Source organism: Massilia sp. 01N410 (assembly GCF_056399665.1).
This window is the reverse complement of the sequence record NZ_JBFTRV010000001.1, coordinates 96,525-109,680: the sequence shown is the minus strand read 5'-3', so window position 1 is coordinate 109,680 and position 13,156 is coordinate 96,525. Positions and strand designations below refer to the sequence as shown.

13 protein-coding genes are annotated in these 13,156 nt (G+C 66.8%); 4 read left to right on the top strand and 9 right to left on the bottom strand.

Annotation, left to right across the window (positions count from 1 at the left end; all coding sequences use genetic code 11):
* Window positions 1–189: 189 nt before the first annotated feature.
* Complete coding sequence (locus AC1DOP_RS00515; protein ID WP_477249092.1) at window positions 190–885, bottom strand: TetR/AcrR family transcriptional regulator; 696 nt, start codon at window positions 883–885, stop codon at window positions 190–192.
* A 260-nt stretch (window positions 886–1,145) separates the two neighbouring features.
* Between AC1DOP_RS00515 and AC1DOP_RS00510 the strand changes: the two genes are divergently transcribed.
* Genes AC1DOP_RS00510 through AC1DOP_RS00495 form a run of 4 tightly spaced genes read left to right on the top strand, consistent with a single transcriptional unit; the run spans window position 1,146 to window position 5,024 of the window.
* A complete protein-coding gene (locus AC1DOP_RS00510) occupies window positions 1,146–2,132 on the top strand; it encodes a substrate-binding domain-containing protein (protein ID WP_477249090.1) in 987 nt (328 codons plus the stop codon).
* Between the two features lie 9 nt (window positions 2,133–2,141).
* A complete protein-coding gene (locus AC1DOP_RS00505) occupies window positions 2,142–3,149 on the top strand; it encodes a cupin domain-containing protein (RefSeq protein WP_477249088.1) in 1,008 nt (335 codons plus the stop codon).
* 26 nt (window positions 3,150–3,175) lie between these two features.
* Window positions 3,176–4,039, top strand: coding sequence for a fumarylacetoacetate hydrolase family protein (locus tag AC1DOP_RS00500; protein ID WP_477249085.1), 864 nt, complete (start codon window positions 3,176–3,178; stop codon window positions 4,037–4,039).
* Between the two features lies 1 nt (window position 4,040).
* Window positions 4,041–5,024 (top strand): PDR/VanB family oxidoreductase, encoded by a 984-nt coding sequence (locus AC1DOP_RS00495; RefSeq protein WP_477249083.1) that lies wholly within the window; start codon window positions 4,041–4,043, stop codon window positions 5,022–5,024.
* Between the two features lie 791 nt (window positions 5,025–5,815).
* Here AC1DOP_RS00495 and AC1DOP_RS00490 read toward each other — a convergent pair.
* The 8 genes from AC1DOP_RS00490 to AC1DOP_RS00455 all read right to left on the bottom strand — a co-directional run bounded on the left by AC1DOP_RS00490 (window position 5,816) and on the right by AC1DOP_RS00455 (window position 12,976).
* Window positions 5,816–7,210 (bottom strand): MFS transporter, encoded by a 1,395-nt coding sequence (locus tag AC1DOP_RS00490; protein WP_477249081.1) that lies wholly within the window; start codon window positions 7,208–7,210, stop codon window positions 5,816–5,818.
* 52 nt (window positions 7,211–7,262) lie between these two features.
* Entirely contained in the window at window positions 7,263–7,817 is a 555-nt protein-coding gene (locus tag AC1DOP_RS00485; RefSeq protein WP_477249079.1) for a DoxX family protein, read from the bottom strand.
* Between the two features lie 67 nt (window positions 7,818–7,884).
* Window positions 7,885–8,373 (bottom strand): hypothetical protein, encoded by a 489-nt coding sequence (locus AC1DOP_RS00480; protein WP_477249077.1) that lies wholly within the window; start codon window positions 8,371–8,373, stop codon window positions 7,885–7,887.
* 39 nt (window positions 8,374–8,412) lie between these two features.
* Window positions 8,413–9,507, bottom strand: a complete 1,095-nt coding sequence (locus tag AC1DOP_RS00475) for a DctP family TRAP transporter solute-binding subunit (RefSeq protein WP_477249075.1) — start codon at window positions 9,505–9,507, stop codon at window positions 8,413–8,415.
* Window positions 9,508–9,582: 75 nt separating this feature from the next.
* Window positions 9,583–11,094, bottom strand: coding sequence for an MmgE/PrpD family protein (locus AC1DOP_RS00470; protein WP_477249073.1), 1,512 nt, complete (start codon window positions 11,092–11,094; stop codon window positions 9,583–9,585).
* A gap of 14 nt (window positions 11,095–11,108) precedes the next feature.
* Complete coding sequence (locus AC1DOP_RS00465) at window positions 11,109–11,294, bottom strand: hypothetical protein (protein WP_477249071.1); 186 nt, start codon at window positions 11,292–11,294, stop codon at window positions 11,109–11,111.
* Window positions 11,294–11,800 carry a hypothetical protein gene (locus AC1DOP_RS00460; protein WP_477249069.1) on the bottom strand — a complete coding sequence of 169 codons (507 nt, stop codon included), beginning with the start codon at window positions 11,798–11,800 and terminating at the stop codon, window positions 11,294–11,296. The genes AC1DOP_RS00465 and AC1DOP_RS00460 overlap by 1 nt, the downstream gene beginning before the upstream one ends.
* Window positions 11,801–11,836: 36 nt before the next feature.
* Entirely contained in the window at window positions 11,837–12,976 is a 1,140-nt protein-coding gene (locus tag AC1DOP_RS00455) for a porin (protein WP_477249067.1), read from the bottom strand.
* Window positions 12,977–13,156 lie beyond the last annotated feature (180 nt).

Sequence of the window (13,156 nt, the reverse complement as noted above, 5' to 3'; positions counted from 1 at the left end):
TGCCGGAGTGGTCAAAATATATTAGCTGAATATACGTTCTAGAATCAATATATTATTTTTGCGTCGGAAGTCGGCACCGTCAGGTAAAGCACGGTCACGGTTCAGCGTCTGGAACAGGCGGGGCGGGAGGCGCTGGACGCGCCTCCGGGAGGAGTGAGCAGTGCGCGCGCCGGATGGCGCGCCGGAGAATCAGGCCTTGGCCAGCGAGGACTTGCGGCTCTTGCGCGCGGGCGCGGCGGCCAGTTCGGCCATTGCCTTCGCTACCAGGTGCACCAGGCTCGAGGCGAGCATGGGGCGGAAGGCCTTGATCGACTCTCCCGAGGCGCCTGCGATCGCATTCCCGTCCTGCAGGGCCAGGGTGAAACCGCTGAGGCGTTCGGGCAGGTCGGCATCGTGATCGAGCAGCTCGCGGGGAAGGATCTTGCGCCACCAGGAAGCGAACTCCGCGCGCTGCAATTGCCGGATCTTGAGGAAGCGCTCGCGCGCGACCTGTTCGCGCACCGATTTCTCCACGCTCAGGATAACGCCCAGGCGCCAGAAGTCGGCCGCATCGTATTGCCGGCCCTCTTCGGCTGGTTCGAAGATGCGCTCGATATGCTGCTCGAAGGTCTCGCCCGGCAGGGGCTGGAGGGTCGACGCGATCTGGCTGTGCCAGCGCTCGAAACTGGTCTCGATCAGCGCGGCCAGCAGCAGGTCCTTGTTCTCGAAATGCCAGTAGACGCTACCCACCGGCAGCTCCGCTTTCTTCGCGACCTTGGCCATGGTGGCGCCGCTGTAGCCCTCGTCGCAGATGACCTCGAAGGCTGCGTCGAGGATGCGTTCGCGCGAGGCGGCGCTGGTGCGATGTTCGCCGGATCGGCGGGGGCGGTTCGTAATCGTGGACATGGTTGCTTGGACGCTCGGCTGAGAGGGATAACAATGGTAATACGGGATATTGCAAGAAAATCCACGGCGGGGCAAGGCGTACCGTCACACGGTCCCGGGGCCTGGCCGGCGCGGGCCAGCATTCATGCGGGGTATGCGCATTCATGCCGCGGCAGCATAGCTGAAATGAAGGTTTTCGCGTTGCTCCGCTTGCCACCATCACAAAAAATAGTGCCACCCACCGGCGCTGCGCGCCACCGGACAACCCGTCAAGGAAACACATGAACAAACTGCAGCTCTCCGTGGCCATCGGTAACTATGACCGCTGCCGCCCCCTGATCGATGGTGCCGTCCAGATCGACGGCGTCGATCCCGTCTTCATGACGCTGTCGCCGGAAGAGATCTTCTTCCGCGCTTTCCGCGCCGAGGAATTCGACATCTGCGAACTGTCGCTCTCCAGTTCCACCGTCAAGGCTGCCGCCGGCACCCTGCCCTACGTCGGCGTGCCGGTATTCCTGTCGCGTGCCTTCCGCCACACGGCCATCTACGTGCGCACCGACCGCATCAACCGCCCGGAAGACCTGCGCGGCTGCCGCATCGGCCTGCCCGAATACCAGCTGACCGCCAATGTCTGGGTCCGCTCCTTCCTGCAGGACGACCACGGCATCGCCCCCGCGGACGTGACCTGGGTGCGCGGCGGCATTTCGCACGCGGGCCGGCCGGAAAAAATCAGGCTGGCGCTGCCGGACGACGTCAGGCTGGAAGACGCGCCCGAAGGCGAGACGATCTCCAGCCTGCTGGCCAAGGGCGAGATCGACGCCTATGTCGCACCGCGTCCGCCGGACGTGGCGCCGGGCACCCCCAACATCGGCTGGCTGTACCCCGACCCGGTCGCCGCCGCCAAGGATTACTACCGCCGTACCCGCATCTTCCCGATCATGCACATCCTCGGCGTCCGGCGCGAACTGGCGGACAAGCACCCCTGGCTGCCAGGCGCGGTGTTCAAGGCCTTCAACCAGTCGAAGCAGCTGGCCCTGGAGCACCTGAGCGACACCTCGGCCACCAAGATCACCCTGCCCTTCGCCGAAGAACGCCTGAAGGAAGCGCGCGACCTGATGGGCGAGGACTTCTGGTCCTATGGCATCGACGGCAACCGCCACGTGCTGGACAAGTTCTTCGACCACCACCACCGGCAGGGCCTGTCCTCGCGCCGCGTGACGCCCGAGGACCTGTTCCATCCGGGTACCTTCGAATCCTTCAAACTGTAAGGCCATGCCATGAACCAGCCCCAATCCGATCCCTACGCGCGCTGGCACGCCGCCCAACTCGCGCCGCTGTGGAACAGCCCGAACGCCCACAAGCCGCCGCCACCGCCGGCCGCCGCCCACATCTGGCGCTGGGAAGAGACCCGCCCGCTGGTCGAACTGGCCTTCCGCGAAACCTCGCCGGCCGCGGTCCAGCGCCGCGTGCTGCAGATGCTCAGCCCGCACTCGGCGTCGCCAGCGGACGAATACACCTGCGGCAGCGTGCTCGCCGCCCTGCAGTGCCTGCTGCCCGGCGAGACCGCGCGCCCACACCGCCACACCATGAATGCGCTGCGCTTCCTGCTCGAAGGTTCGGGCGCGGTCACCCTGGTCGACGGCAAGGAATGTGCGATGGAATTCGGCGACCTGGTACTCACGCCGGGCATGTGCTGGCACGAGCACCGGCATGACGGCAAGGAAGCGGTGGTCTGGCTCGACGTGCTGGACGTGCCGCTGCACCAGCACCTCGGCACGATCGTGTTCCAGCCCGGCCCCGTGACCGACGCGCCCACGACCATGCCGGACGCCGCCTTCGCCTCGCCCGGCATCGTGCCGGTCGCGATCGGCGGCCGGCGCGACCACTCGCCGGTGTTCCGCTACCCATATGCGGACGCGGTGCGCGCCCTGCGCCATGCGCCGCCCTCGCCCGACGGCGCCCGCCGCGTGCGCTATGTAAATCCGCTGACCGGCGGCGGCGCGATGCCCCTGCTCGATACCGCGATGCTGCAACTGGACGCCGGCCTGCGCACGCTGCCGGCACGCACCAATGCCAACCTGGTGTGCACCGTGGTCGAAGGCCATGGCGAAACCCGGATCGGCGACCAGGTCATCGCCTGGGGACCGCGCGACACCTTCACGCTGCCGCAACACCACTGGGTCTCGCACCGCGCCGAGGGCGAGGCGCGCCTGTTCGTCGTCTCCGACGCCGACGTCCTGCGCCGCCTCGGCGTGCTGACCGAAGAAATCCAGTCCGCTCCCTGAAACGTTCCACCCGAAAGAGCATCACCATGAAAATCTGCTGGTACAACCATCAACAGCTGGGCGCCGTCGTCGGCGGCAGAGTCCATGACGTCAGCGCCGCACTGGAAGCGCTGCCGCCTGCGCGCTATCCCGCCGCACCCGGCGATCTCCTGACCGCCCACCTCGACACCGTGCGCGCCGCCATCGACCTGCTGCTGCCCTCCGCCGCATCGATCCCGGTGGAGGAAGCGCGCTTCCTGAGCCCGGTGGCCAACCCGGGCAAGATCATCGGCGTGCCGGTCAACTACGCCGACCACGTGGCCGAGGCAAAGGCCGACCAGGCCACCTTCACCGACCGCTACAAGGGCGACATCCGCGAACAGGGACTGTTCCTGAAGGCGGCCAGCAGCCTGGTCGGCCCGGGCCAAGGCGTGGCCCTGCGCTTCCCGGAGCGTCTCTCGCACCATGAGCTGGAACTCGGAGTCGTGATCGGCAGGACCGCCGCCAAGGTTTCGCCGGCCGAGGCCATGTCCTGCGTGGCCGGCTACGCGATCGCGCTCGACATGACGGTGCGCGGTCCGGAAGACCGCTCGCTGCGCAAGTCGGTCGACAGCTACTCGGTGCTCGGTCCGTGGCTGGTCACGGCCGACGACATCGCCGATGCGCAGGCGCTCGACATCCGCCTGCGCGTCAATGGCGAGGTCCGCCAGCAAGCCAGCACGGCCGAGATGATCATCGGGATCGCCGAGCAGATCGCCTGGGCCTCCAGTTACTACACCCTGCACCCCGGCGACATCATCATGAGCGGCACCTGCGCCGGCGTCGGCCGGGTCCTGCCGGGGGACGTGATGCAATGCGAGATCGCAGGCATCGGCGCCATGACGGTGGCCGTGCGCGCTGCCGGGGGCTGACATGACGGCCGCGCCCATTCCCCTCGCGTCCGCCGGCGGCCAGGCCCGGCTCCAGGTGCGCCTGCAGTCGATCGCCTACGCGACCCGCGACATCCTGGTCTACGAATTCGTGCGCCCGGAAGGCGGACGGCTTCCCGCCGTCACGCCCGGCGCCCACGTCGACGTTCACCTGGCCAACGGCATCACCCGCTCGTACTCGCTGCTGCACGCCGGCGAGGCGCCCGATCGCTACCTGGTCGGCGTCAAGCGCGACCCGAACAGCCGCGGCGGCTCGCGCTACATGCACGAGCAGCTGCGGGTCGGTACCCTCCTCGAGCTGTCCCAGCCGCGCAACCACTTTCCGCTGGAGGAACAGGCCACGTACACGGTGCTGATCGCCGGCGGGATCGGCATCACGCCGATCCTGTGCATGGCCGAGCGCCTCGAACGGACCGGCGCCCCGTTCGAGCTGTGGTACGCCAGCCGCTCGCGCGCCGACCTGGCCTTCCTGCCCGAACTGGCGCGTTTCGGCGAGCGCGTGCGCCTGCACCTCGACGACGAAGCGAATGCCGTGCTGGACATGGGCGCCATCGTCGCCGCGGCGCCGGCGGACACGCATTTTTATTGCTGCGGCCCGGGACCGATGCTGGCCGCCTACGAAGCCGCGGCGGCCGGACGCGCGCCGGAGACGGTCCACCTGGAACGTTTCGGCGCTTCGCAGCCGCTTGCCACGGATGGCGGCGGCTTCGTCGTCGCCCTGGCGCGCAGCGGGATCGAGCTGCGCGTGCCGACCGGGTCGACGCTGCTGCAAGTCCTCACCAGCAACGGCGTCGCCATCGACTCGTCCTGCGAAGCCGGCATCTGCGGCTGCTGCGAAGTGGCCGTGCTGGAAGGTGAAGTGGACCACCGCGACGAGGTGCTCACGCCGGCCCAGCGCGCCGGCAACAAGTCGATGATGGTGTGCTGCTCGCGGGCGAAAGGCGAGCGCCTGGTGCTCGACCTGTAAGCGCTGCCGCCGGCGCTGCCGCCGGCGGCCTGTCACTTCCTCTGTCTCCCTGCCGGTCGTGTGCCGCGGTCCTGCTCCCGCCCTGGAGCGGCGCTGCCCGATCATGCATCAGCTGCCGGCTGCCAGTGAGCCGGGATACCGCTCGACCTCGTGCGGTTGGGCTTGGCTCACCATATCTTCATTCATTTCCGCTACCTGACACCCGTCGGCTGGTCGAAGCTCGACCATCTGGCAGCCGCTCATGGCCAAACCCGGCCGTTCGGCTCACGACAGCAGGGCGTTATACGGCGCAAAAGTCATACAGTGTCACGACCGGGCGCAACCCACCCAAGCGGACCTACCTAAGCGGCTCTCCGCGATGTTGTGCCGTGATTCGACGACGTCCCCATGCCCAGAAAGCAAGACCACCACACATCAAGCCCAAGGCAGGACTGAGAATCAGCGTGAGGCCGAGTCCCACCATGGCGCCAGCGTCACAAGGGTCGCTGGGTTGTGACGTGCACGAGTATGTGGCGCTGACAAAAGCGCCTGCGATAAACACGCCTAACAAAGCTCCGCTCCCAGCAGCGACTAGCGCTATTAACAGCCTAATGAGTTTTCTCATCGTTTGTTGTAGTCCTCTATTTCCCGATGCCGGCGACGATCGTCATCGTCCGCCTCTGGCCGATCGGGGGCACCCGACATCAACCAGTTTATGAGCTTGCTGCCCTCCGAACAAGCACGCGGCGCCCAATGAACAAAGGGCCCACTGCACGAACGCAGCAGGCCCCCGAAAGACGCCAGCGGAAGACTCAGCGCACCCCGGCCTTGCCCGCCCCGCCCGGCGCCTCGGCGCGCGCAGCGGCTTCCGCTTCGTCGGTGCCGGCGGTATACACCGGCAGCTCCTGGTCGAAACGCTCGGCGCTGAAGTAATACGCGATCGCGCTGACCACGCACAGGCCGCCGAAGAAGACGGCGACCAGTACCGGATCGGTGCCGCCGCGCATGGCCAGCAGGCCCGAGGCGATCATCGGCGACAGGCCGGAGCCCAGGGTCGAGGCGATCTGGAAGGTCACCGCGATGCCGCTGTAGCGCACGTCGGCGGCGAACTTCTCGCCCATCCAGGTATTCACGGGGCCGCCCAGCATCGCCTGGATCAGCGGCAGTGCGAGCACCAGCGCGAGGATCAGGGCGCCAAGGCTGCCGTGATTCACCAGCAGGAAGATCGGCCAGGTCAGCACCGCGCCGAGGATCGCGCCGGTGATCAGGAGCGGACGGCGGCCGAGGCGGTCGGACAGCGCGCCGAAACAGGGCATCGTAAAGATGTGGATGAAGTTGGCGATGGTCATCGCGAGCAGGGAATCCGTGCGGCTGTGCCCCACGGTGACCGAGTAATTCAGCAGGAAAGCCGCGCCGAAGGTGGCGAAGGCCAGCGGCGCCAGGCCGCCGATCACGCCGGACAGCACCTGCAGGCGATTGTGGCGGAACACCGTCACGACCGGCAGCACGCTCACCTTCTTGCCGGACGCCAGGCGCTTCTTGCGCGCCTCTTCGAATTCAGGGGTCTCCTCGACACCCATCCGGATCACGACGCCCAGTACCAGCAGCAGTGCGCTGAGCAGGAAAGGCACGCGCCAGCCCCAGCTCAGGAAGTCCTGGTTCGGCAGCTTGGAAAACAGCATCATCACCATCGTGCCCAGCAGGGCGCCGCTCGGGCCTCCCGAGGCCACGATCGATACCGCCAGCCCGCGTCCCCTGGGCTTGGCGTGTTCCATCGACATCAGGGTCGCACCGCCCCATTCGCCGCCGATGGCGAAGCCCTGGACCAGGCGCAGTGCCACGAGCAGGACCGGCGCCATGATGCCGATCTGCTGGAAGCTCGGCAAGAGCCCGATCAGGACGCTCGAGCCGCCCATCATCATCAGGGTGATCATGAGGATCTTCTTGCGTCCCAGCCGGTCGCCGTAGTGCCCGAACACGACCGCGCCCAGGGGGCGCGCGAAATAGCCGGCCGCCAGCGTGGCAAAGGCCGACATCGTGCCGAGCATGGGGTTGAGGCTGACGAAAAAGATGTGGGGGAATACCAGCGCCGCGGCGACGCCGTACAGGAGGAAGTCGTAATACTCGAGCGTCGTGCCGAGGTAGCTGGCGACGACGGCGCGCCGCCGGCTCTTGGCCATCTCGGCCGGGTTGGAATGGTCAGCCATATTGAATCCGCAAATGAAGTGATCGAAAGTTGGAGAGGACGCCGGCCTGCGCTCAGTGTCCGGACTTGCCCGGTTCCTGGTCCGGGTCGCGGAAGATGGATGGGAGCATCCGGAAATCCTCCAGCGTGCCCATCGGCGCCCGCATCCTGAGCATCGGCAGGTAGTAGCGGATATAGGCGAGCAGCAGGATCACGTTCATGTACAGGCACCAGACCGCCATATAGGTGCTGAAGATGCGGTCATAGCGCATGTTCAGCGCGATCGAGTTGTGGAACACCATGTACGACACCGGCAGCGCGGCGGCCAGCGCCAGCGGCACGAAGACGTTGAACACCAGGCACAGCCCGACGACCAGCTCGACCGTCTTGACGAGGTCGAACAGGCCGACTTCGAGCAGCGCCACCAGCATCACGTTCGATGGGTGCAGGTTGCCCAGCGGCTGGGGAAAGATCGGCGCAAAGCCGAACACGGTCAGCAGGTGGCTGCTGCCGCTGACGATCATCCAGGCACCGAGCATGATGCGGAAAAAGATCAGCACGAGCTTGCCGATGAACCAGATATCGAGTTTGTTGGTGGTGCCTGCGACGGCACGGGTTGTCACTGCCATGATGCTTGTCTCCATTGCGGTTGTTGTGGCCGGGCGCCCTTCCCGGCTCGGGCGAGGTTCCGGCACCTCAGCCCGATACGGGCTTCAGTCCCAGATCGACGGGCCTTGCCAGCTCGCTGGCGGCGCACGACGGGCCGTTCACGGGCTGGGCGATGGTCTTGCGCCACAGGATGCGCCCGTTCCAGGTGCGGAACATGTCGACCACTTCCCGCGCGCCGCCATCGCCTTCGACGCAATGGTGGACGGCGACGTTGAGGCCTTCGGCGACCACCTCGCGCACGGTGGATTTCAGCGGCGAGGAGTCGCTGCGGTAGGGAGCGTCCGGGGTGACGTCGATCGTCTTCCTCGTGTAGTACAGCCTGGCCGCCTCGGCGACCTGGCCTCTTCCGTAGGCGGTGTTCATGTAGCCGGCGACGATGTCGCGCGGCAGCTTGCCGACGCCGGGGCCGTTGTCGCCATACCAGCGCGGATTGAAATGCAGGTCCTGCGCCACGTAAGCAGTCAGCAGCAGGCCCAGCGCGACCGATATGTTGTTCAGTCTTTTATCGCTGATCATTCAGAGTGTCTCCTGTCTAAAAATTTTTTTATGGTGTCGTCATCGTTCGGCGGCATGCGCCTGGTAGAGCTGCCACAACGCGCTCCCTTGCCGCTCAAGATAGCGGGCGCGCACGGGTGCAGTCAGGGCGCGCAGTTTCGCCAGTTCGGCCGGCGCCAGTTCGTTGACGGCCATGCCCTGCTCCGCGAGCCGTGCGCGCGCCTGGATGGCTTCGTCGCGCACCAGGCGCCGCTGGAACCGTCCGGCCTCGATCGCGGCCGCCTGGAGGACGCGCCGCTGGTCGGGGCGCAGGCTGTTCCACGTGCCGGCATTCGCCACCATGACCAGCGGGCCATAGGAATGATTGGTGAGGGTTAGCGAGGACTGCACTTCATGCAGGCGGCCGGCCAGGATCTGGGAGATGAAATTATCCTGCGCGTCGACACGCCGCGTCTTCAGGGCCTGGTACAGCTCCCCGAACGGCAGCGGTACCGGGTCGGCACCCATGGCCCGCATGGTATCGATGAAGACCGGTTCACCGATCACCCGGAAGCGCAGGCCCCGCAGGTCGTCGGCCCGGCGGATCGGGGCGCCTGAACTCGTGATCTGGCGAAAACCGTTTTCCCACCATGCCAGCCCGACCAGGCCCGCCGGGGCCACGCGCGACAGCAGGACATCGCCGAACGGGCCGTCGAGCAAGGCGTCGGCCTGCTGCCCGTCGCGCACCAGGAAAGGCAGGTCGAGCACCTCGAACTCCTGCGCCACCGACGCCAGCCCGGTGCCTGCCACCAGCATCAGGGCCGGTGCGCCGGGGGCGCCGGCCTGGAAGGCCGCGATCTGTTTCGCGGGCGAGCCGGGCAAGGCGTCGCTGCGCGGGCGCACGCGCAGGCCGCCCCCGCTCTCCACCTCGACCAGTTGCGCGAACCTGCGCATGCCCTGGCGGACCGGATGATCCTCGGGCAGGTAGGCGCGATAGTCGGCGATATCCAGTTCGCGCGCCGCCGGCGGTTCCGCGAGCGCGGGACCGGGCGCCAGCACGCAGGCGCCGAGCAGCGCCGGAACGAGACGAGCCAGGGATGCCGGCGGCGCGTTGGAGAGATGCCGCCACGCCGGGCGGACCAGGCCAGCGACGCGCTCGAAGAGTGTGCTCAGCATTGTCCTGTCCGTGAAATTGCTTCGGGCCATTATCATATATACCCACCTTGCATACAATGCGAACTTTGCCCGCGCCTAAGCAACCGACATCGCGGCGTTCAAGGCCGCCACGTCGGGTTCCGCTTCCAGCTTCATGATGCGCGCCATCAGGCGCTCGGCCCGGGGGCGCGGCATGCCCGCCGCGTCGCTGCACTCGAAGAACTTGTTCCGGTACTCCTGCGGCGTCATCGGGTTCTTCGGGTCGCCCTTGGCAAACTTGACCAGCTTGTCATAGGTCTTGCCGTCGCGCGTCCTCAGCTCCAGCCGCACGAAGCCCGGTCCGCCGTCCGGCCGCACCAAAGTCTTGTCTTCGACGGTGACGATGCGCCTGGCCAGCGCGCGCAGGTCGGCACGCTGCAGGGCCGCGTCGCTGAAATGGCGCAGGCCGACCGCCCGGTCCTGGATCGCCGCCGCCACCATCCATGGGTTGCTGAACTGGGCTTCGACGATGGTCTTCGGATTCTGCTTCCTGTCCAGCGGCGCGCCGAGCAGCATCATCTCGGCCGGCGGGCTGTAGATCGTCACGCCTTCGACGTCGGCCGCCTTGATGTCGTTGGCCTTGACCAGGTCGAGGGCGCCGTCGATCGCCACGTGGCCGCCCCTGCAGCACGGATAGGGTTTCGGCGCGATGTCGAGACCGGCGAAGCGGGTGCCCAGGCCGCCGAGCAAGGCTTCCTCGGAATACTTGCCGGCGTGGTATTGCCTGAACAAGCCCTTGACGCCCTGCAGCACGTGGTCGGAGCCGATGACGCCGTGCTTCGCCAGGCGCGCCGACACGATGCCACCGTAGGCGGCGAAGCCGGCGCCCAGGCGCTTGGCATGGGTGCCGTCGATGCTGGCCTGGGCGTTGCCCGAGACCTGGTGGTAAGCCAGGCCGATGGCGGCCACCAACTGTTCGCGCGTCAGACCCATCAGGCGGCCGGCCACCAGGGTGGCGGACAGGAAGCCATACATCGGGGTCGGATCCCAGCCGACGATGAAGGGCGAGATCCCGGGCGAGCCGGCGCGCGACAGCCGGCAGGCCGCATCGGTGCCGGTGGCGACCGCGGCGATGAGCTCCCTGCCGCTGACGCGGCCGGCGAAATCGGCCACCGCCAGCGCCACCGGAATCGTGACGCAGGAGGCATGCATCAGCGCGGGTTCGTAGGTATCGTCGAACTCCAGGGCCGCCGCCATCGAGGCATTCAGGCGCGCCGCCTTCTCGGCCGGCATGCGCTCCCTGGTCCCGAGCACCAGGCTTTCCCCCTTGCCGCCCGTCTCACGGCTCCAGTCATGCAGCTGCCGGATCCCATCCGCGCCCAGCGCCGGCAGCGCAACCGCCACCGTGTCCAGGATCTGGGTCCTGGTGGCGGCAACGACGTCCGCCGGCAAGGCCTCGTAGCGGGTAGTCAGGCAATAGTCGACCAGCGTGTAGACGGCGTCCGGCACCTGGGCGGCACCCGGCCCTGCCTGCGGCGCGCCCGCATCGCCAAGCGCCCAGGCCGGCACAGCCCAGCTTGATGCCATCAGTGCCGACAGTTTCACGAATTTTCTACGGCTCGTTTCCATGATCGTCTCCTTGCTCAGCCCTGGCGCTTGCGGTCGCGGATCAGCATCCAGACCAGGCCGCCCCAGGAACCGGCAAAACCGACCAGGTCGTAGTTGCGGATCGGGCGGAAGTCGGCGTAGAACAGGCCGGTCGATCCGATATAAGCGGCAGCCGTCAGGCCGATGCAGACTGCAACGGCGATCCATTTATTCCTGTCCATCAGTTCACCTCGCTCTTGAATTGGAGATCGCGCGTGTCCTGGCGGTCGGCGATCCGGGTGCCGATGACCGGCTTGTACGCACGCTCGCCGTCCCACAGCCACAGCGGCTCGAGTCGCGGCTTCACCGCCGCATAGATCCAGCCGCTGTAGGCCAGCAGCAGGACGCCGTTCATGAACAGTTCCTGCGGCCCCGTGAACAACTGGCGCGGCGTGGCGACGATGAAGGTGTTGAGCCAGAAGATGTTCACCGTGGTCGGGAACTCGAGGATCAGGCCGAGCAGCGTAAAGCGGTTGAAGAAGATCATGGCACCGGTGACGATCTCGAGATACTTGATCGCCTGGTACAGGTAGATGTTGGCGTTCGCCTGCACCCATTCGCCGCCGACGCCGGGAATTTCGGGCACATAGGCGGTGGCCGCATAGCGGATGCCGGAAAACAGCAGGTGGGCGCCGAAATACAGGCGCAGCCAGTGAACGATGTAGTACCAGGCCGACTTGTTGGACATTTCACTACCCCTCAGGTTGAAAAAAAATGACATCGATCAGAAGCGCCAGGTCAGGCCGGTCGTCACGGCGTCGACCGACTTGCCCGCATCGGGGCGGGGACTCTGGAACACGGGGTAGCGCGCCGCGCTGTCCTGCGACAGGTGGGTCACGGCGGCCATCAGCATCAGCCTCGGGTTGACCTCGTAGGTGTAGGCCACGCCATAGTTCGATGCGTCGCCGCCGGCGGTGCCGCTCGCATAGCGGCCATACGTCATGCGCACGGCCCCGCGCGCCGAGACCGGGATCGTCACGCCGACCAGCTTGACGGTTTCCTCCCTGTCGTTCAGGACGCCGCCGCCGGCGGCACGGGTCGGATCGGTCTTCTCGCGCCGGATATACGTGAAGTATGGCTGGACCGGGCCGGCCTGGTATTTGGCGCCGATCGCGATCTCGGTGTTCGAATCGGTGGCCCGGACGGTCGCGCTGCCGGGGGTGGTGCCCGCCCTCACGTACAGCACGCCGACCTGCAGCGGGCCGGCCACGTAGTCGACGCCCGCTTCGACCAGGCTCGGCTGGGTGGCCGCCCCCTCGGCGAGGCTGTACGACAGTTTGCCCTGCACGCCGGCCAGGCGCGGCGAGATATAGCCGATCGTGTTCTCCGTGCGCCCGGTCGGATTGATCAGGAAGCCGGACGATGTTCCATTTCCGGATGCGACGCCGGGGGCCGGGAAGCCGAGGGTCGTCACCACGCCCCAGGCATCCATCGCCGGCAGCAGCATCGGATCGTAGGTCGGGAAGAAAGCGTAGATCGGGCCTTCCTGGCGGCCGAGGCGCAGCGCGCCGAAATCACGGTTCGCCAGCTCGACATAGGCCTGGCGGCTGAACACGCGGTTCGCCACGCCGTTGGTGGAGGACGAGGTACCGGTATCGAGATTGATGCCGGCCTCGAGGCGGGCATTCAGCGCCCAGCCTTGGCCAAGGTCTTCCCCGACCAGGAAGCCGAGGCGCGAACCCGAGCCGCCGGGGTGCATCGCGGTCTTCGACTGGCCCGAGGTCCGGTACTGGGCGAGCGCGATATCGGCCACGCCATATATTTTCACGCTGCTGGACTGCGCCTCCGGAACTCGTTCGAGAACCTGGGCAAACGACATGGCCGACGCGCATAACGCTGCCAGGCCCGCTACTGACTTCTTCATTGTGTCTCCATTCTTATTATGTATGGGCCTGAGTGCAGCCCTTCTGCCGGACTACGATCGGACCTCGCGGATACCGCCCGATCGGTTTGGTGCTGCTCGACTGTCGCGGCCCGTCTCACGCGGGCTGGTTGCGCAGTGCGGACGAAGATGGTCAGCGCGCTCCGGTAAGAGCGGCGTCGG

Coding starts and splice junctions, on each gene's coding strand:
- AC1DOP_RS00515 (WP_477249092.1), bottom strand. CDS start 885: ATGTCCACGATTACGAACCGCCCCCGCCGATCCGGCGAACATCGCACC.
- AC1DOP_RS00510 (WP_477249090.1), top strand. CDS start 1,146: ATGAACAAACTGCAGCTCTCCGTGGCCATCGGTAACTATGACCGCTGC.
- AC1DOP_RS00505 (WP_477249088.1), top strand. CDS start 2,142: ATGAACCAGCCCCAATCCGATCCCTACGCGCGCTGGCACGCCGCCCAA.
- AC1DOP_RS00500 (WP_477249085.1), top strand. CDS start 3,176: ATGAAAATCTGCTGGTACAACCATCAACAGCTGGGCGCCGTCGTCGGC.
- AC1DOP_RS00495 (WP_477249083.1), top strand. CDS start 4,041: ATGACGGCCGCGCCCATTCCCCTCGCGTCCGCCGGCGGCCAGGCCCGG.
- AC1DOP_RS00490 (WP_477249081.1), bottom strand. CDS start 7,210: ATGGCTGACCATTCCAACCCGGCCGAGATGGCCAAGAGCCGGCGGCGC.
- AC1DOP_RS00485 (WP_477249079.1), bottom strand. CDS start 7,817: ATGGCAGTGACAACCCGTGCCGTCGCAGGCACCACCAACAAACTCGAT.
- AC1DOP_RS00480 (WP_477249077.1), bottom strand. CDS start 8,373: ATGATCAGCGATAAAAGACTGAACAACATATCGGTCGCGCTGGGCCTG.
- AC1DOP_RS00475 (WP_477249075.1), bottom strand. CDS start 9,507: ATGCTGAGCACACTCTTCGAGCGCGTCGCTGGCCTGGTCCGCCCGGCG.
- AC1DOP_RS00470 (WP_477249073.1), bottom strand. CDS start 11,094: ATGGAAACGAGCCGTAGAAAATTCGTGAAACTGTCGGCACTGATGGCA.
- AC1DOP_RS00465 (WP_477249071.1), bottom strand. CDS start 11,294: ATGGACAGGAATAAATGGATCGCCGTTGCAGTCTGCATCGGCCTGACG.
- AC1DOP_RS00460 (WP_477249069.1), bottom strand. CDS start 11,800: ATGTCCAACAAGTCGGCCTGGTACTACATCGTTCACTGGCTGCGCCTG.
- AC1DOP_RS00455 (WP_477249067.1), bottom strand. CDS start 12,976: ATGAAGAAGTCAGTAGCGGGCCTGGCAGCGTTATGCGCGTCGGCCATG.